The 15,928-nt window shown below is 62.6% G+C and carries 12 protein-coding genes; 5 read left to right on the top strand and 7 right to left on the bottom strand.

Going from position 1 to position 15,928, the window contains the following annotated elements:
• Positions 1-189 precede the first annotated feature (189 nt).
• A complete protein-coding gene (locus tag QN222_RS15985) occupies positions 190-1,614 on the bottom strand; it encodes an RsmB/NOP family class I SAM-dependent RNA methyltransferase (protein WP_283960588.1) in 1,425 nt (474 codons plus the stop codon).
• Positions 1,614-2,573 (bottom strand): zinc metalloprotease HtpX, encoded by a 960-nt coding sequence (gene htpX / locus QN222_RS15990; protein ID WP_283960589.1) that lies wholly within the window; start codon positions 2,571-2,573, stop codon positions 1,614-1,616. The genes QN222_RS15985 and htpX overlap by 1 nt, the downstream gene beginning before the upstream one ends.
• 186 nt (positions 2,574-2,759) lie before the next feature.
• On the opposite strand from htpX, the gene QN222_RS15995 reads away from it, so the two are divergent.
• Positions 2,760-2,960 (top strand): DUF1674 domain-containing protein, encoded by a 201-nt coding sequence (locus QN222_RS15995; protein ID WP_283960590.1) that lies wholly within the window; start codon positions 2,760-2,762, stop codon positions 2,958-2,960.
• Between the two features lie 336 nt (positions 2,961-3,296).
• On the opposite strand, the gene acs is transcribed toward QN222_RS15995, so the two are convergent.
• Positions 3,297-5,246 (bottom strand): acetate--CoA ligase, encoded by a 1,950-nt coding sequence (acs, locus tag QN222_RS16000; RefSeq protein ID WP_283960591.1) that lies wholly within the window; start codon positions 5,244-5,246, stop codon positions 3,297-3,299.
• 309 nt (positions 5,247-5,555) lie between these two features.
• Between acs and QN222_RS16005 the strand changes: the two genes are divergently transcribed.
• Complete coding sequence (locus tag QN222_RS16005; protein WP_283960592.1) at positions 5,556-6,254, top strand: DUF1013 domain-containing protein; 699 nt, start codon at positions 5,556-5,558, stop codon at positions 6,252-6,254.
• Positions 6,255-6,518: 264 nt separating this feature from the next.
• Here QN222_RS16005 and QN222_RS16010 read toward each other — a convergent pair whose 3' ends face one another.
• Positions 6,519-8,426 (bottom strand): AMP-binding protein, encoded by a 1,908-nt coding sequence (locus tag QN222_RS16010; protein WP_283960593.1) that lies wholly within the window; start codon positions 8,424-8,426, stop codon positions 6,519-6,521.
• A 332-nt stretch (positions 8,427-8,758) separates the two neighbouring features.
• Positions 8,759-9,418: a YggS family pyridoxal phosphate-dependent enzyme gene (locus QN222_RS16015; RefSeq protein ID WP_283960594.1), complete on the bottom strand. Its 660-nt coding sequence runs from the start codon at positions 9,416-9,418 to the stop codon at positions 8,759-8,761.
• 327 nt (positions 9,419-9,745) lie between these two features.
• Between QN222_RS16015 and leuS the strand changes: the two genes are divergently transcribed.
• The 3 genes from leuS to holA are packed head-to-tail and all read left to right on the top strand — an operon-like array spanning position 9,746 to position 13,955.
• The gene (leuS, locus tag QN222_RS16020) at positions 9,746-12,376 is read left to right on the top strand and encodes a leucine--tRNA ligase (RefSeq protein ID WP_284005499.1); all 2,631 of its coding nucleotides are present in this window, start codon (positions 9,746-9,748) and stop codon (positions 12,374-12,376) included.
• Positions 12,363-12,908, top strand: coding sequence for an LPS assembly lipoprotein LptE (locus QN222_RS16025; protein ID WP_283960596.1), 546 nt, complete (start codon positions 12,363-12,365; stop codon positions 12,906-12,908). Before leuS ends, QN222_RS16025 begins: the two co-directional genes overlap by 14 nt.
• Positions 12,909-12,920: 12 nt before the next feature.
• The gene (gene holA / locus QN222_RS16030; RefSeq protein WP_283960597.1) at positions 12,921-13,955 is read left to right on the top strand and encodes a DNA polymerase III subunit delta; all 1,035 of its coding nucleotides are present in this window, start codon (positions 12,921-12,923) and stop codon (positions 13,953-13,955) included.
• A 240-nt stretch (positions 13,956-14,195) separates the two neighbouring features.
• On the opposite strand, the gene QN222_RS16035 is transcribed toward holA, so the two are convergent.
• Complete coding sequence (locus QN222_RS16035) at positions 14,196-15,086, bottom strand: ParB/RepB/Spo0J family partition protein (protein ID WP_283960598.1); 891 nt, start codon at positions 15,084-15,086, stop codon at positions 14,196-14,198.
• 33 nt (positions 15,087-15,119) lie between these two features.
• Positions 15,120-15,914 (bottom strand): ParA family protein, encoded by a 795-nt coding sequence (locus QN222_RS16040; RefSeq protein WP_180939524.1) that lies wholly within the window; start codon positions 15,912-15,914, stop codon positions 15,120-15,122.
• Positions 15,915-15,928 lie beyond the last annotated feature (14 nt).

The following is a 15,928-nucleotide window of genomic DNA, read 5'->3' on the forward strand; positions in this document are numbered from 1 at the left end:
AATCCTGTCGACATTGATAGGCCGACGGCCCGATAGCGTCAATTGTCGCGGCAAAACAGCCTGTTGACGGCGGCTGTTGCGCCAGTACCGGCCGGTCCCTACAGCACCGCGCGTCCAATCGGACGCGCAAAGGTCGCTGTCGCACTTTGAATTGCTGCATGATCCTTGAATCGATTCCGATTTAAGGATTCATGCCGTGGCGCGCTTGCGGCGAAGCACTGCCGCATAAAAACCGTCGAGCCCGCCAGCGAACGGTGCTGCAAGCGGCAGCATGGCGGGCGTCGTCCGAAATTCGCCGCGCTCCGTGATCGCCTCACCGAGGCCAGGCCAATCGGCAGCAGCAATGGGCACGCGCTCACAATCCTCGCCGTCGCCGACGACGCGCGCAACAACGTCTTCACCCTCGCGCGGATCAAGCGAGCAGTTGGAAAAGACCACCAGCCCGCCGGGCTTTACGACGGTCAGCGCGTGGCGCAGCAAGCGTTCCTGCAGCCCTGCAAGCTTCTCGACGTCCTCCGGTCCCTTCGTCCAGAGGACATCTGGATGACGGCGCGTCGTTCCCGTGGAAGAGCAGGGGGCGTCGAGCAACGCCGCATCGAAGAGTTCCTCCGGCTGGAAGTCCGCCATATTGACTTCCTTCGTCCGGGCTTCGAGGCCGAGCCGCGCGAGGTTGGCCTTCAGGCGCCGCAGGCGGCTGGACGACTGATCGAGCGCCGTCACTTTTGCTCCGGCGAGGATAAGCTGCGCCGTCTTGCCGCCCGGGGCCGCGCAGAGGTCGACGACGCTCTTGCCGGCCAGATCGCCGAAGAGGCGCGCCGGGATCGAGGCAGCCGCATCCTGGACCCACCACTCCCCCTCCGAAAATCCCGATAACGCGGGAATGGTGCCCGAGAAAGCGCCAAGCCGGACAGAGCCGGTCGGAAGAATTGTGCCGCCAAGGCGCTCGGCCCAGGCGGCCGGGTCGGACTTCACCGACAGGTCGATTGCGGCCGGAACCTCTTGCGCCGCCGATATGCGCTCGGCCTGTTCCCGGCCGTAGTGGACTGCAAGCCTGTCGTAAAACCAGTCGGGCATTGCCGGAATGGCCTTCACCTTGTCGAGAATGGTGTCCTTTTCCCGCGAGAGCCGACGAAGAACGGCATTGACGAGGCTCGCAAAGCGGCGATTGCGCGGATCAGCCTGCGCCTGCTCCACGGCAAGGTCGACAGCCGAGTGATCCGGAATGTCGAGATAGAGAATTTGCGCCGCGGCAACCGTCAGCACGTGGTCGAGCGCACGAGCCCCCTCCGGCAGCGGTGTTTGCAGCAGCGTGTCGATTGCCGCCCGAATACGTGGCAGGTGCCGAAGTGCCGAATTGAGGATGGCCCGCACGAGTGCGCGGTCGGCGTCATTGAGTTCGCGATAGGCCGGATTGCCGTGCTCCTGGTCGAGCATGCCGTCAAGCGAGGTCTTGCGGTCGACGACGGCTGCCAGGATCTTGGCGGCCGCCTGGCGGCTCTTCAAGCCCGGCTTCTCCGCCGTCGCGGTACCGGCGCCGCGCTGCGATGTCTTCGGCGGCGCCTTGTGAGCTCGGCTTCGTTTCGGGCGTGAATCGTTTTTCTTGTCGTCGGGCATCAGGACCAGGGACCTTTGGGCGGTTCGGAACCACCGCGACCCCAGCCGGTTTTCGGGACAGAGCGCGATTTGCGCACGGCATTATCAGTGCGGACCGGCGGCGTCGAGCCCATCGACATTCCGCGCGCCATCTCCTCCAGCGCCGCAACGCGATTTTCGGTGGCCGGATGGGTCGAGAAGAGATTGTCCATCCGCTCCCCGGAGAGCGGATTGATGATGAACATGTGCGCGGTCGCGGGGTTGCGCTCGGCGTCGTCATTGTGGATCACATGCGCGGCACCGGCGATTTTCTGGAGCGCCGAGGAAAGCCAGAGCGGATTGCCGCAGATCTCTGCGCCGCGTCGGTCGGCGGAATATTCGCGCGTCCGGCTGATCGCCATCTGCACCAGCATCGCCGCAAGCGGCGCGACGATCATCGCGACAAGGACGCCGACGAATCCCAGCGGGTTGTTGTTGTCGCGGTTGCCGCCGAAAAAGAAGGCGAAGTTGCCAAGCATCGAAATCGCGCCGGCAAGCGTCGCCGTCAGCGTCATCGTCAAGGTGTCGCGGTACTGGATATGCGCAAGCTCATGCGCCATCACGCCGGCGACTTCCTCATAGGAGAGCGAATGCAACAGGCCCGTGGAGGCCGCAACCGCGGCGTTCTCCGGGTTGCGGCCGGTGGCAAAGGCGTTCGGCTGCGGACTGTCGATGACATAGACGAGCGGCATCGGCAAACCTGCATTCTGCGCCAGATCCCGGACGATTCCGTAATATTCGGGCGCGGTGCGTTCATCCACTTCCTGGGCCCGGTACATGCTCAAGACCATGCGGTCGGAATTCCAGTAGGAGAAGAAGTTCATGCCTGCGGCGATGACAAGGGCGATCATCATGCCGCCTCGGCCGCCGATGGCGTAGCCGACGGCCATAAAGAGGACGGTCATGACGGCAAGCAGCATTGCGGTGCGCATGAGGTTCATGGATGAGCTCCAGGCATATCCGTATCGTTCAGCGATTGCGTGAAAAGCGTTTGCAGCCGCTTTCGTTCCGTCCAGCTCGCCCGAACGTTTCACGTGAATCAGGGTTTCCGTTCGAACGCCGGCCCCTTATATGATGGGGATGAATCTTCCGCTCTTCAATATCGTTACGGAAACCCGGACCGCCTAATGCAGAACGACAACGACAATGCGCCCGATCGCCCCAAACGCCCGCTGCCGGCGGCTGCGCTGCGCGCGCTGAAGGAAGCCGAGGAGAGACGGCGGGCGGCGGAACCACAAGTCATGCCGACCGAGCATGGTGGTCGCGGAGGCCTCGATCCGGCCCGATTCGGCGATTGGGAGATCAAGGGTCGGGCGATCGATTTCTGAGATGCCGCAGGTCGCCATAGCGGTGAAACATAATTTCGCCGACGAATCGATAGTGCTACTTTCGAGATAGAGTGACTTGGGGGTCCTCGGCCCGCGTCGTTCGCTCGAGTAGGATGGGAATCCGGCTCAAGGAACACGAGCCGGTTGCTTGAGTCCTCCAGCGCGGGGGCGCACATGCCCCTCACCCTAGCCCTCTCCCCGCAGGCGGGGAGAGGGGACTTCGGTAAGCGCCGCGAGTCCCTTCTCCCCGCCTGCGGGGAGAAGGTGGCGGTAGCCGGATGAGGGGCCGTCGGCGCGTACAGCCACCCGCCACACAGCGGCCTCACTACTATAAGCTCACGCGCGATTCTGGCGATTGGCGATCAGATCGTCGACCACCGCGGGATCGGCAAGCGTCGAGGTGTCGCCCAAAGAACCAAAGTCGTCCTCCGCAATCTTGCGGAGAATGCGGCGCATGATCTTGCCGGAACGTGTCTTCGGCAGGCCGGGCGCGAACTGGATCTTGTCGGGCGTGGCGATCGGCCCGATCTCCGAGCGAACATGCTTGACGAGGTCCTGGCGAAGGTCGTCGTTGCCGGTCTCGCCGGCCATCAGGGAAACATAGCAATAAATGCCCTGTCCCTTGATCGGGTGCGGATAGCCGACGACCGCGGCTTCCGAGACGAGATGGTGCGACACGAGTGCCGACTCGACCTCGGCCGTGCCGAGGCGATGACCGGAAACATTGAGCACGTCATCGACGCGGCCGGTGATCCAGTAGTAGCCGTCCTCGTCGCGACGGCAGCCGTCGCCGGTGAAATATTTCCCCTTGTAGGTGGCGAAATAGGTCTGGATGAAGCGGGCATGGTCGCCATAGACCGTCCGCATCTGGCCCGGCCAGCTGTCGGTGATGCAGAGATTGCCGTCGGCCGGGCCCTCGAGCACATTGCCCTCGTTGTCAACGAGCTGCGGCTGGATGCCGAAGAAGGGCCGGGTCGCCGAACCGGGCTTGAGATCGGTCGCGCCCGGCAGCGGGGTGATCAGGATGCCGCCCGTTTCCGTCTGCCACCAGGTATCGACGATCGGCGAGCGCTGGTCGCCGACGACATTGTAGTACCATTCCCAGGCTTCCGGATTGATCGGTTCACCGACGGTGCCAAGCAGGCGTATGGACGAACGCGAGGAGCGCTCGACGAACTCGTCGCCGGCACCCATCAGCGCGCGGATCGCCGTCGGCGCCGTGTAGAAGACGTTGACCTTGTGCTTGTCGATGACCTCCCAGAAGCGCCCGGCATCCGGGAAGTTCGGCACGCCTTCGAACATCAGTGTCGTCGCCGCGTTGGCGAGCGGGCCGTAGACGATGTAGGAATGGCCGGTGACCCAGCCGACGTCGGCCGTGCACCAGTAGATATCGCCGTCCCGGTAGTCGAAGACATATTCATGCGTCATCGACGCATAGACGAGATAGCCGCCGGTCGTGTGCAGCACGCCCTTGGGCTTGCCGGTCGAGCCCGACGTGTAGAGGATGAACAGCGGGTCCTCGGCTTTCATCTTCGCCGGCGGGCACTCCGGCTTCACCGTCGCGATTTCCTGATGGTACCAAAGGTCGCGGCCGGGCGCCCAGCCGACCTTGCCGCCGGTGCGGCGCACGACCAGGACTTTGCTGACATTGACGTGCTGTTTGGCGGCGATGTGGATCGCCGTGTCGGTGTTTTCCTTGAGCGGCACCGGTTTGCCGCCGCGCACGCCCTCGTCGCAGGTGATGACGAAAGTGGATTCGCAGTCAACGATACGACCGGCGAGCGCGTCCGGCGAGAAGCCGCCGAAGACGACCGAATGGATGGCGCCGATGCGGGCGCAGGCGAGCATCGCATAGGCCGCTTCCGGGATCATCGGCATGTAGATGGTGACGCGATCGCCCTTTTTGACGCCGTGTTTCTTGAGCACGTTGGCGAGACGGCAGACCTGGTCGTAAAGCTGGTTATAGGTAATCTTTTTGTCGATGTAGGGGTTGTCCCCCTCCCAGATGATCGCGGTCTTCTCGCCATGGGTTTTCAGATGGCGGTCGATGCAGTTGTACGAGACGTTGGTAATGCCGTCCTCGTACCACTTGATCGAGACCTTGCCCTTGAAGGACGTGTTCTTGACCTTGGTGTAGGGCTTGAACCAATCGATCCGCTTGCCGTGCTTGCCCCAGAACTTGTCCGGATCGGCAACGCTCTCCTCGTACCACTTCAGATAGTCAGCGTTGTCGAGCAGCGTCCGGCTCTTGGCGGATTTCAGAACCGGATAGGTCTTTACGGACATGTGTTTCCTCCCTGCGCATTCCTGGCCAGATCACAAACGTGATCGCTTCTTGATGACAGCGCGGGATGCCGGCGGAAAGCCGCACACACGTTTCTCATCCCGCTCCGGGGGCGACGCTCCGAGCCGCCCACGGTTCCGTCACAATTCATAGCAGGTCAAAACCCGCCCGCAATTAGACAAAAGGACATTCGGTACTGAAAGAATTGCAATTTCGCGACAGTGACGTTATAGAGGCGCTCAATTCCCGGAAATCAGTGGTAGACTCCACGGCCCGCGACACCGGCGCGGACGGACAAAAGGACTATATCCATGGCTCAGCAACTGCTTATGCCCAAGGCAACCGCCGTCTGGCTCGTTGACAACACAGCGCTGTCGTTCGACCAGATCGCGCAGTTCTGCAAGCTGCACCCGCTCGAAGTGAAAGCGATCGCCGACGGTGAATCGGCGCAGGGCATCAAGGGCCTCGATCCGATCGCCACCGGTCAGCTTTCTCGCGACGAGATCGCGCGCGCCGAGGCAAATCCCAACCACAAGCTCAAGCTCTCCGAACCGAAGGTTCGCGTTCCGGACTCCAAGCGCAAGGGCCCGCGCTACACGCCGGTCTCCAAGCGCCAGGATCGCCCGAACGCCATCCTCTGGCTGGTGCGCAACCACCCTGAGCTCAAGGACGCGCAGATTTCGCGGCTGGTCGGCACGACGAAGACGACGATCGAGCAGATTCGCGAACGCACCCATTGGAACTCGGCCAACCTGACGCCGATGGATCCGGTGACGCTCGGCCTGTGCTCGCAGATCGACCTCGATCTGGAAGTCGAACGCGCCGCCAAGGGCCGCCCGCTGCCGACGGCAGCCGAGGCGGGTGCGACGCTGGAGGCAGCACAGGAGACCGAGAAGCTCGGCTACAACTACGACCGCGAGGAAGAGAAGGAAATCGACGCCGATGCCGTCTTCGCCAAGCTGAAGTCGCTGAAGTCGGATCGCAAGGACGACGAAGACGACGACTACTGATTGTTGTCGACCTTAAGGACATGCGCCAAACCCGGATCGCGAGATCCGGGTTTTTTGTTGGCCACGCATCGATTGCAGGTGCGGCCGCAAGATTTGCCCCCACCCTGACCCGGAGAAGGTCGCGGCAGCGGGATCAGGGCCGAAAAGCGCCAGTTCGGCGCTCTAGAGCAATTCCAGGAAAAGTGCGTAACGGTTTTCCGTCCGGAATTGCGTAGTTTCAGAGAGTTAGATCACTTCACCGTTTCAATGAAACAATGAAATGATCTAAACACCGATACCCTTCGCGTGCAGCGCTTCGGTGATCTCGTCGAGGATCGCCGGGTCATCGATCGTCGCCGGCATCTTCCAGGGCTGGCGGTCGGCGATCTTCTGGATCGTCGCCCGGAGGATCTTGCCGGAACGCGTCTTCGGCAACCGCTTGACGCAGATCGCCATCCTGAAGGCGGCAACGGGTCCGATCCGCTCGCGCACCAGCGAGACGACTTCCCTTTCGATTTCCGACGTTTCACGGGAAACATTGGAATTAATCACCAGGAAGCCGGCCGGGACTTGCCCCTTCAGCGCATCGGCGATGCCGATCACTGCGCATTCCGCCACATCCGGATGGCTGGCGCAGACCTCCTCCATCGCTCCGGTCGACAACCGGTGGCCGGCGACGTTGATGATGTCGTCGGTGCGAGCCATGATGAAGATGTAGCCCTCGTCATCGACAAAGCCGGCATCCGCCGTCTTGTAGAAGCCGGGATATTCGCTGAGATAGCCCGCGTGGAAGCGGTCGTCGGCGTTCCACAGCGTCGGCAGGCAGCCAGGCGGAAGCGGCAGCTTGACCACCACATTGCCCAACGTGCCTGGCCCCACCGGGTGTCCGGCATCATCGAGGACCTGAACGTCGTAGCCGGGCAGGGGAACAGCCGGGGAGCCGTATTTGACCGGCAGCAGCCCCAGACCCATCGGATTGCCGGCGACCGGCCATCCGGTTTCCGTCTGCCACCAGTGATCGATGACCGGAACGCCGAGCGCCCGCTCGGCCCATTGGATCGTATCCGGGTCCGCCCGCTCGCCCGCCAGGTAAAGCGCCCGGAAACGCGAGAGGTCGTAGCGGGGCACATATGTCGCGTCGGGATCTTCCTTGCGGATCGCACGCAGCGCCGTCGGCGCGGTGAACATCACCGCGACGCCGTGCTCGGCGATGATGCGCCAATAGGTCCCGGGATCGGGTGTACCGACCGGCTTGCCTTCGAAGAGGATGGAGGTGTTGCCGTTCAGAAGCGGCCCGTAGACGATGTACGAGTGCCCGACCACCCAGCCGATATCGGAGGCGGCCCAGAAGACCTCGCCGGGGTGCACGCCGAAGAAATGCTCCATCGACCATTTCAACGCGACCATGTGGCCGCCATTGTCGCGCACGACTCCTTTCGGCTGGCCGGTGGTTCCGGACGTATAGAGCACGTAAAGCGGGTCGGTCGATGCGACCGGAGTGCAGGGCGCCTCTTCGCCCGCCTGCTTCGCCGCTGCGAGCGCGTCGGCAAAGTCGATATCCCGTCCCGGAACCATGTTGGCAGCGAGCATCTCGCGCTGAAAAATCAGGCAATGGGCCGGCTTGTTGGCGGCAATCTCGATCGCCGCATCGAGAAGCGGCTTGTAGGCGACCGAGCGCCCGGGTTCGAGACCGCAGCTCGCCGAGACGACCAGTTTTGCCTGGCAATCGTCGATGCGCACGGCAAGCTCGTTGGCGGCGAAACCGCCGAAGACAACGGAATGCACCGCGCCGATGCGCGCGGCGGCAAGCATCGCCACCGCCGCCTGCGGGATCATCGGCATGTAGATGATGATCCGGTCGCCCTTGCCGATCCCAAGATTGCGGTAAACCGCAGCCATCGCCTTCACGTCGGCGAGCAAGTCGCCATAGGAAATCTTTTCGATCCGGCCGGTGACGGGGCTGTCATAGATGAAGGCGGGCTGCTGAGCCCGGCCGCCTTCCACGTGGCGGTCGAGACAGTTGTAGCAGGTGTTGGTCACGCCATCCGGAAACCAGTGCCCATAGGTACCGCGCTCGGGTTCGAAAATGCGCTCGGGTGGCTGGAACCAATCGATCGATCCGGCCGCGTCGGCCCAAAATCCCTGCGGATCGGCCTTCCACGCGGCATACACTTCGGAATAGCGGCTCGCCATATCCGTTCTCCTCCCACTGACTTTTCCGGACAAAGCCCGGCTCCTCGGCGAAAGAAGATAGGCCAATGGAGGCAAACGAGAACCCCGACGAAAGGGTAAGACGGTTCTATGGAAGGCCGACGAGGCCCGGTCGGCATCCTTGCATCCGTTGATAAGACCGTCCTCTCGAACGGCCGCAGACCTGCGGGCCGACCTCGGCAAGAGCGCCAGCGATTGTGGCGAACCTGTTACCGGTCCGGCACACGCCCGGGCAGAAGAAAGCAGGCAACGTTTGCCGGTGAGTGCCCAGACCCAATCCGAAGCGTGTGGAATTGGCTTGGCTGCGAATACGCTCAGCGCGCCCCGAAGATCGCCGAGCCAACCCGGACGCTGGTGGCGCCGAAGGCGATCGCCGTCTCGAAATCACCGGACATGCCCATCGAGAGCTTGTCGAGACCGCATTCGGCGGCAAGCTTCGCAAGCAGTGCGAAATGCGGGCCAGGGTTCTCGTCGATCGGTGGAATGCACATCAGGCCCTCGATCTTCATCGCCAGTTCGCCGCGGCAGAGTTCGACGAAGGCGGCGGTGTCTTCCGGCGCGACGCCGGCCTTCTGCGGTTCAAGACCGGTGTTGACCTGGACATAGAGGCGAAGGCTGCGGCCCTGCCGCTTCATCTCGGCGGAGACGGCCCGGGCAATCTTCTCGCGATCGATGGTCTCGATGACATCGAAGAGCGCGACAGCATCGGCGGCCTTGTTGGACTGCAACGGGCCGATCAGATGCAGTTCGACATCAGGCGTCTCCAGACGGAGCGCTGGCCATTTGCGCTCGGCCTCCTGGACGCGATTTTCACCGAACACGCGCTGGCCAGCGGCAATGGCCGGACGTATCGTGTCGGCATCGAAGGTTTTCGACACGGCAACCAGTGTGACGGCATGTTCGGGCCGTTTTGCCGTTTTTTCGCTCGCGCGAATCCGGCTCAGGACATCGTTCAACCGCTCCTGCACTTCCATCCTTGCGCTCCCCACGTCCGAAGACCACGACAAACCTTCCCTGCGGCTTATTGAAACTTGCGATGCTTGCCAAGGCCTACCGTCTGTTTCCTTGAATCGTACCCGATTTAGGGACAAAACATGCAGCGACTCAAAGTGCTACAACGTCCTTTGCGCGCCTGGTACGACGTGCGGCGCTGTAGCGGCCGCATCGCCGGCTCAAATATGCCAAAGTGCGCTGGCAACCCCTTCAAAACTTGACGCTCAGGCGGTTTCATGATGAAGGTCACCCCAGCTATCATGAGGGTGCTCGAGCGCCCCGCAGAATTTCCGGAACATCGAAAAGACATGGCGACCGAACGATATAATCCGCGTGATGCCGAACCGCGCTGGCAGCAGGAATGGGAAGCAGGCAAGGTCTTCGAGACCAGCAACGACGATCCGCGCCAGAAATACTACGTGCTCGAGATGTTCCCCTATCCGTCGGGCCGCATCCACATGGGGCACGTGCGCAACTACACCATGGGTGACGTCGTTGCCCGCTACAAGCGCGCCCGCGGCTTCAACGTGCTGCACCCGATGGGCTGGGATGCGTTCGGCATGCCGGCGGAAAACGCCGCCATGGAACGCGGCGTGCATCCGGCGAGCTGGACCTACCAGAACATCGCCTCGATGAAGGCGCAGTTGAAGGTCATGGGCCTGTCGCTCGACTGGAACCGCGAGTTCGCCACCTGCGACCCCGCCTATTACCAGCGCCAGCAGCACCTGTTCCTCGATTTCCTCGAGAAGGGTCTCGTCTACCGCAAGCAGTCGAAGGTCAATTGGGACCCGGTCGACAACACAGTGCTCGCCAACGAGCAGGTGATCGACGGCCGCGGCTGGCGTTCCGGCGCCCTGGTGGAGCAGCGCGAGCTGACGCAATGGTTCTTCCGTATCACCGATTTCAGCCAGGAGCTGCTCGACGCGCTCGACAGGCTCGACCAGTGGCCCGAAAAGGTCCGGCTGATGCAGAAGAACTGGATCGGCCGCTCCGAGGGCCTGCTGGTGCGATGGGAGCTCGATGCTGCGACCGTCCCGGACGGCACGACGGAACTGACCGTCTATACGACACGTCCCGATACGCTGTTCGGCGCCTCGTTCCTGGCGATCTCCGCGGACCATCCGCTCGCCAGGGAAGCGGCAGCCAAAAATGCCGAGATCGAGGCCTTCTGCGAGGAATGCCGGCGCGCCGGCACCTCGCTCGCAGCACTCGAAACGGCCGAAAAGAAGGGCATTGACACCGGCATTCGCGCCAGGCACCCGCTCGATCCGAGCTGGGAACTGCCGGTCTATGTCGCCAATTTCGTGCTGATGGACTACGGCACCGGCGCCATCTTCGGCTGCCCCTCCGGTGACCAGCGCGACCTCGACTTCGCCCGCAAATACGGCCTGCCGGTTATCCCCGTGGTGATGCCGAAAGAGGCCGACGCGGCGAGCTTCACGATCGAGAACGAAGCCTATGTCGGCGACGGGGTGATGATCAATTCGCGCTTCCTCGACGGCCTTTCGACGGACGAGGCTTTCGAAACGGTCGCCTCGCGGCTCGAGAAGGAAATGCTGGGCGGGGCTCCGCGCGCGGAGCGAAAGGTCAATTTCCGCCTGCGCGACTGGGGCATCTCGCGGCAGCGCTACTGGGGCTGCCCGATTCCGGTGATCCATTGCGATGACTGCGGCGTGCTGCCGGTGCCAAAGGCGGATCTGCCGGTGACGCTGCCGCCGGACGTGACCTTCGACAAGCCCGGCAATCCGCTCGACCGTCATCCGACCTGGCGGCATGTCGCCTGCCCGCAGTGCGGCAAGGACGCTCGGCGCGAAACCGACACCATGGACACTTTCGTCGATTCCTCCTGGTACTTTGCGCGCTTTACTGCGCCCTGGGAAGACAATCCGACCGACCCGAAAGTCGCCAACCATTGGCTTCCGGTCGACCAGTATATCGGCGGCATCGAGCACGCGATCCTGCACCTGCTCTATTCGCGCTTCTTCACCCGCGCGATGAAGGCGACGGGTCACGTGGCGCTGGACGAACCGTTCAGGGGGCTGTTCACCCAAGGCATGGTGGTCCACGAGACCTACAGCCGCGGCGAGGGCGCCCAGCGCGAATGGATCACGCCGGCCGAGGTCCGCGTCGAGGAAATCGACGGTGAGCGACGCGCGCTTCTGATCGAGACCGGCGAGGAAATCGCCATCGGCTCCATCGAGAAGATGTCGAAGTCGAAGAAGAACGTCGTCGATCCGGACGATATCATCGGCTCCTACGGCGCCGACACGGCTCGCTTTTTCGTACTTTCCGATTCGCCGCCGGACCGCGACGTGATCTGGTCCGAAGCGGGCGTCGAGGGTGCTCATCGTTTCGTTCAGCGCGTCTGGAGGCTCGTCGCCGCGGCAGCGGAAAACCTGCGCGTCAGCGAAGCTTCGCCGGCGAAAGAAGGTGATGGCCTGGCGATCTCGCAGGCCGCGCATCGGACGCTGCGCGCTGTCGAAGCCGACTACGACAAGCTTGCCTTCAACAAGGCGGTCGCGCGGATCTATGAACTCGTCAACGTTCTGGCCAGTCCGCTGACCCAGGTGGCCGGCGGCAAGGCCGATCAGGCCGTCACCGCGGCAGTCAAGGACGCCGTCGCGGTCCTGATCAACCTGATCGCGCCGATGATGCCGCACCTGGCGGAAGAATGCTGGCGCGAAATCGGCGGCGATGGCTTGATTGCCGAGCGGACTTGGCCGGGCTTCGATCCGGCCCTGGTCGTCGAGAACGAAATCACCCTGCCGGTACAGATCAACGGCAAGAAGCGCGCCGATTTGACAATCGCGCGCGACGCTGATCAGAGTGCGATCGAAAGCGCCGTGCTTGCTCTCGACGCCGTCAAGACGGCGCTCGCGGGCAGCAACCCGAAAAAGATCATCGTCGTGCCGCAGAGGATCGTCAATGTCGTTGTCTGATAGAGCTGCCTTTCGCCTCCGGTCGTTTTCGGTTCTGGCGGGCGGCCTGTTGCTGACCGCATTGGCGGGTTGCCAGGTGAGACCGCTTTACTCCGATGGCCCCACGGGCTCGACATCAGTGGCACTCGCCTCGATCGAGATTTCGGATGCGGACGACCGCGTCGAGCAGGAGGTGCGCAACGCACTCGTCTTCCTCACCGCGCGCGGCGCTGGCGAGCCGGTCAACCCGCAGTACCATCTCGCACTCAACGTCTCGCACCGAACCATGGGTGTGTTGTTCGACACGACGGACAATGACGATGATGATGACGACGCTGGGGCCGGCCGCATTGTCGTGAAAGCGGACTACAACCTGACGAGGACCGCCACCGGCGAGACCGTGAGGGCGGGCAACCGAACAGCCGTCGCGCTGGTCGACTTCCCCCAACAGGAATTCGCCAAGGTGCGTGCCGTACGCGACGGCGAGAACCGCGCGGCGAAGGAACTCGCGGAAATCATCGGCGCCGACATAGCATCGGCCCTCGGCCGCTGATCCGGTGGTCGGATGAGTGAGATCAAGTCGCACGAGTTCGACGGCTTCCTGCAGAAGGCGGCTGCAAGCTACCGGCTTTTCTTGCTCTACGGCCCCGATCGGGGACTCGTTTCCGAACGCGCCGCGCTGCTTGCCTCAAAATTCGGGATCCCGCTCGATGACCCGTTTGCCGTCGTCAAACTCGACGCCAGCGACTTGCAGCAGGATCCCGGGCGATTGCTGGACGAGGTCAATGCCATTGGCCTTTTCGGCGGCGAGAAACTCGTCTGGATCCGCGGCGCTTCCGCCGAGAAGGCGCTTTCCGAAGCGTTGCAGATCCTTGCCGCCGAGCCGCCGACCGGCAGCTATCTCATCATAGAGGCTGGCGACCTCAAGAAGGGGGCAGCCCTTCGGAAGGCCGGCGAATCGGCCCGCTCGATCGCGTCGATCGCCTGCTACAGCGACGATGTCCGCAGCCTGCACGCGCTGATTGATCAGGAACTCGCCGAAGCGGGGCTTCGACTGAGCCCCGCCGCACGCGAGCGCCTGCTCGAAGCTCTTGGCGGCGATCGTCTTGCCTCGCGCAATGAGGTTCGAAAACTTGCACTCTACTGCCGCGGCAAGGAGATGATCGATGAAGGCGATGTGCTCGACATCGTCGGCGATGCCAGTGCGATTTCTGTCGACGATGCGGTGGATGCCGTGCTGAAGGGCGACGTGGACGCGCTGCTCCATGCCATCAGGAAGATTACAACGTCGAAGACTCCGCCGTTTCTCGTGCTCCAGGCCTGCTTGCGGCAGTTCCAGCAGTTGGACGCCATGCGCGCAGAAATGGATGCCAGCCGCCAAACTTCGAGCCAGGTGATCGCCAGCCTTGGAAGGGGCCTGCATTTCCGGCGCAAACCGATTGTCGAAGCCGCCCTTCGGCACTGGACGGGGCCGGCAATACGCCGGGAAATGAACCGGCTACAGGCCACGATCTATCAAAGCCGCACACGGCCGAGCCTGGAAGACAGTCTCGTTCTGCAGAATCTCTTGGCGATCACCGTTCAGTCTGCACGGCGTTGAAAACCGCCCGCCGGTTCTTGCGTCCTCGCATTGCTGTCAAGCGGAACCGCCGATGCTTGCGTGAGCGTCTGCCCACGTCGTTGACGCGCGGAGAGCACGACGCATTGCCAGCCTGGCGGACCGCCGCATTCTTCTCCCGTCAGATCGGCAGGGAGGCTGTTGCAGGATACCGGCTCCGCCGCGCCTTCTCGCGAAAGGCGCGGAATCGCCCAAAAATCAAGAGGTTACGTGATTTCTAGGCTACCGGCGCTCCAGCAGTCGGCAAATCTCTTCGAGCTGGTCAAGCGTTTTGTAGGCGATGCGCAGGTGCCCGCCCGACGCCTTATGGCTGACGGTGACTTCGAGCCCGAGGCTGTCCGAAAGTGTGCGCTCGAGAGCCAGCGTATCGGCGTCCTTTTCCTCGCGACGCGGCGCCTTGGCGAAATTGGGATCGTTCTGCGCCCGGATGTCGTTCTGCGCCAGGCGCTCCGTCTCGCGCACTGAAAGCCCCTTCGCAACGATGTTGCGCGCCAGGGCCACCGGATCGGACGTCGGAATCAGCGCCCGTGCATGGCCGGCCGAGAGGCTACCGTCCGACAGCATGTCGCGCACAGGCTCAGGCAGCTTCAGCAGCCGCAGGCTGTTGGCCACATGGCTGCGGCTCTTTCCGATGATGTCGCCCAGGTCGTTTTGCGTATAGCCGTGTTCAGCGATCAGCTGTTCGTAGCCCAGCGCCTCTTCGAGCGGGTTGAGGTCGGATCGTTGAACGTTCTCGACGATCGCGATCTCCAGCGCGGTGCGATCGTCCACGTCTCGCACGATCACCGGGATTTCGGTGAAACCCGCAAGTTGGGCCGCCCGCCAGCGGCGCTCGCCGGCAATGATCTCGTAGCGGTCGCTCCCAACGGTACGCACGACGACGGGTTGCACAATGCCGTGCTGGCGGATCGAGCTCGCAAGATCCTGCAGCTCCGCTTCGTCGAACTGGCGGCGTGGGTTGCGAGGATTGCGTGACACAAACTCGATCGGCACGCGGCGATCGGGATTGAACGGCGTCTGCGGTCTTGCGCCGCCTTGCAATGGCTGATCCATTTCGCCGATCAATGCCGCCAAACCACGGCCCAGACGCCTCTTGGAGCTGTCGTCGTTCATCTGTCATCCAATCTTATTACGATACCGAAACGATTACGCAGCCTTGCGTTGCCGCTCGCGCTGGATCACTTCGGACGCCAATTGTAGATATGCCTGGCTGCCGGCGCACTTTAGATCATAGAGAATGGCCGGCTTTCCATAAGAGGGCGCCTCCGAAACCCGAACATTCCGCGGGATTAGTGTGTGATAGACCTTATCACCCAGATGGGTGCGGACGTCACTCACGACCTGCTGAGCCAGATTGTTACGGGAATCGAACATAGTCAGGACGATTCCTTGAATGTCCAGGCTTGGATTGACCGTCCGGCGTACCTGATCGACGGTTTCCAGCAGCTGGCTCAAGCCCTCCAGCGCGAAGAATTCGCATTGCAACGGCACAAGCACGGAATGCGCTGCGGCCATCGCATTCATCGTCAAAAGATTGAAAGACGGCGGGCAATCGACCAGAACATAAGAATAGGCAAGAGCCTCGCTGGCGGCCAATGCCTTGCGGAGGCGAAAGACCCGGTCCGATTCGCGGGCGATCTCCATCTCGATGCCAAGCAGGTCCATTGTCGAAGGCACGATCGAAAGATTCGGTACTGCGGTACTTTGGGCGATCTCGCCGATCGAATGGCTACCCATCATCAATTCATAGGAGGAAAGATGCCGGTCGCGGCGCTGGATCCCGAGGCCCGTGCTGGCATTTCCCTGCGGGTCGAGATCGACAATCAGGACTTTCTCGCCAATTGCGGCCAAAGCGGTCGCAAGATTGATGGCGGTGGTCGTCTTTCCGACCCCGCCTTTCTGGTTAGCAATCGTGATAATCCGATTTCTGAGGCCAAACATGTTTTCCGCTCGCC

Origin of the sequence: Sinorhizobium sp. 6-70, assembly GCF_030124375.1 — a bacterium.
Classification (GTDB): Bacteria; Pseudomonadota; Alphaproteobacteria; order Rhizobiales; family Rhizobiaceae; genus Sinorhizobium.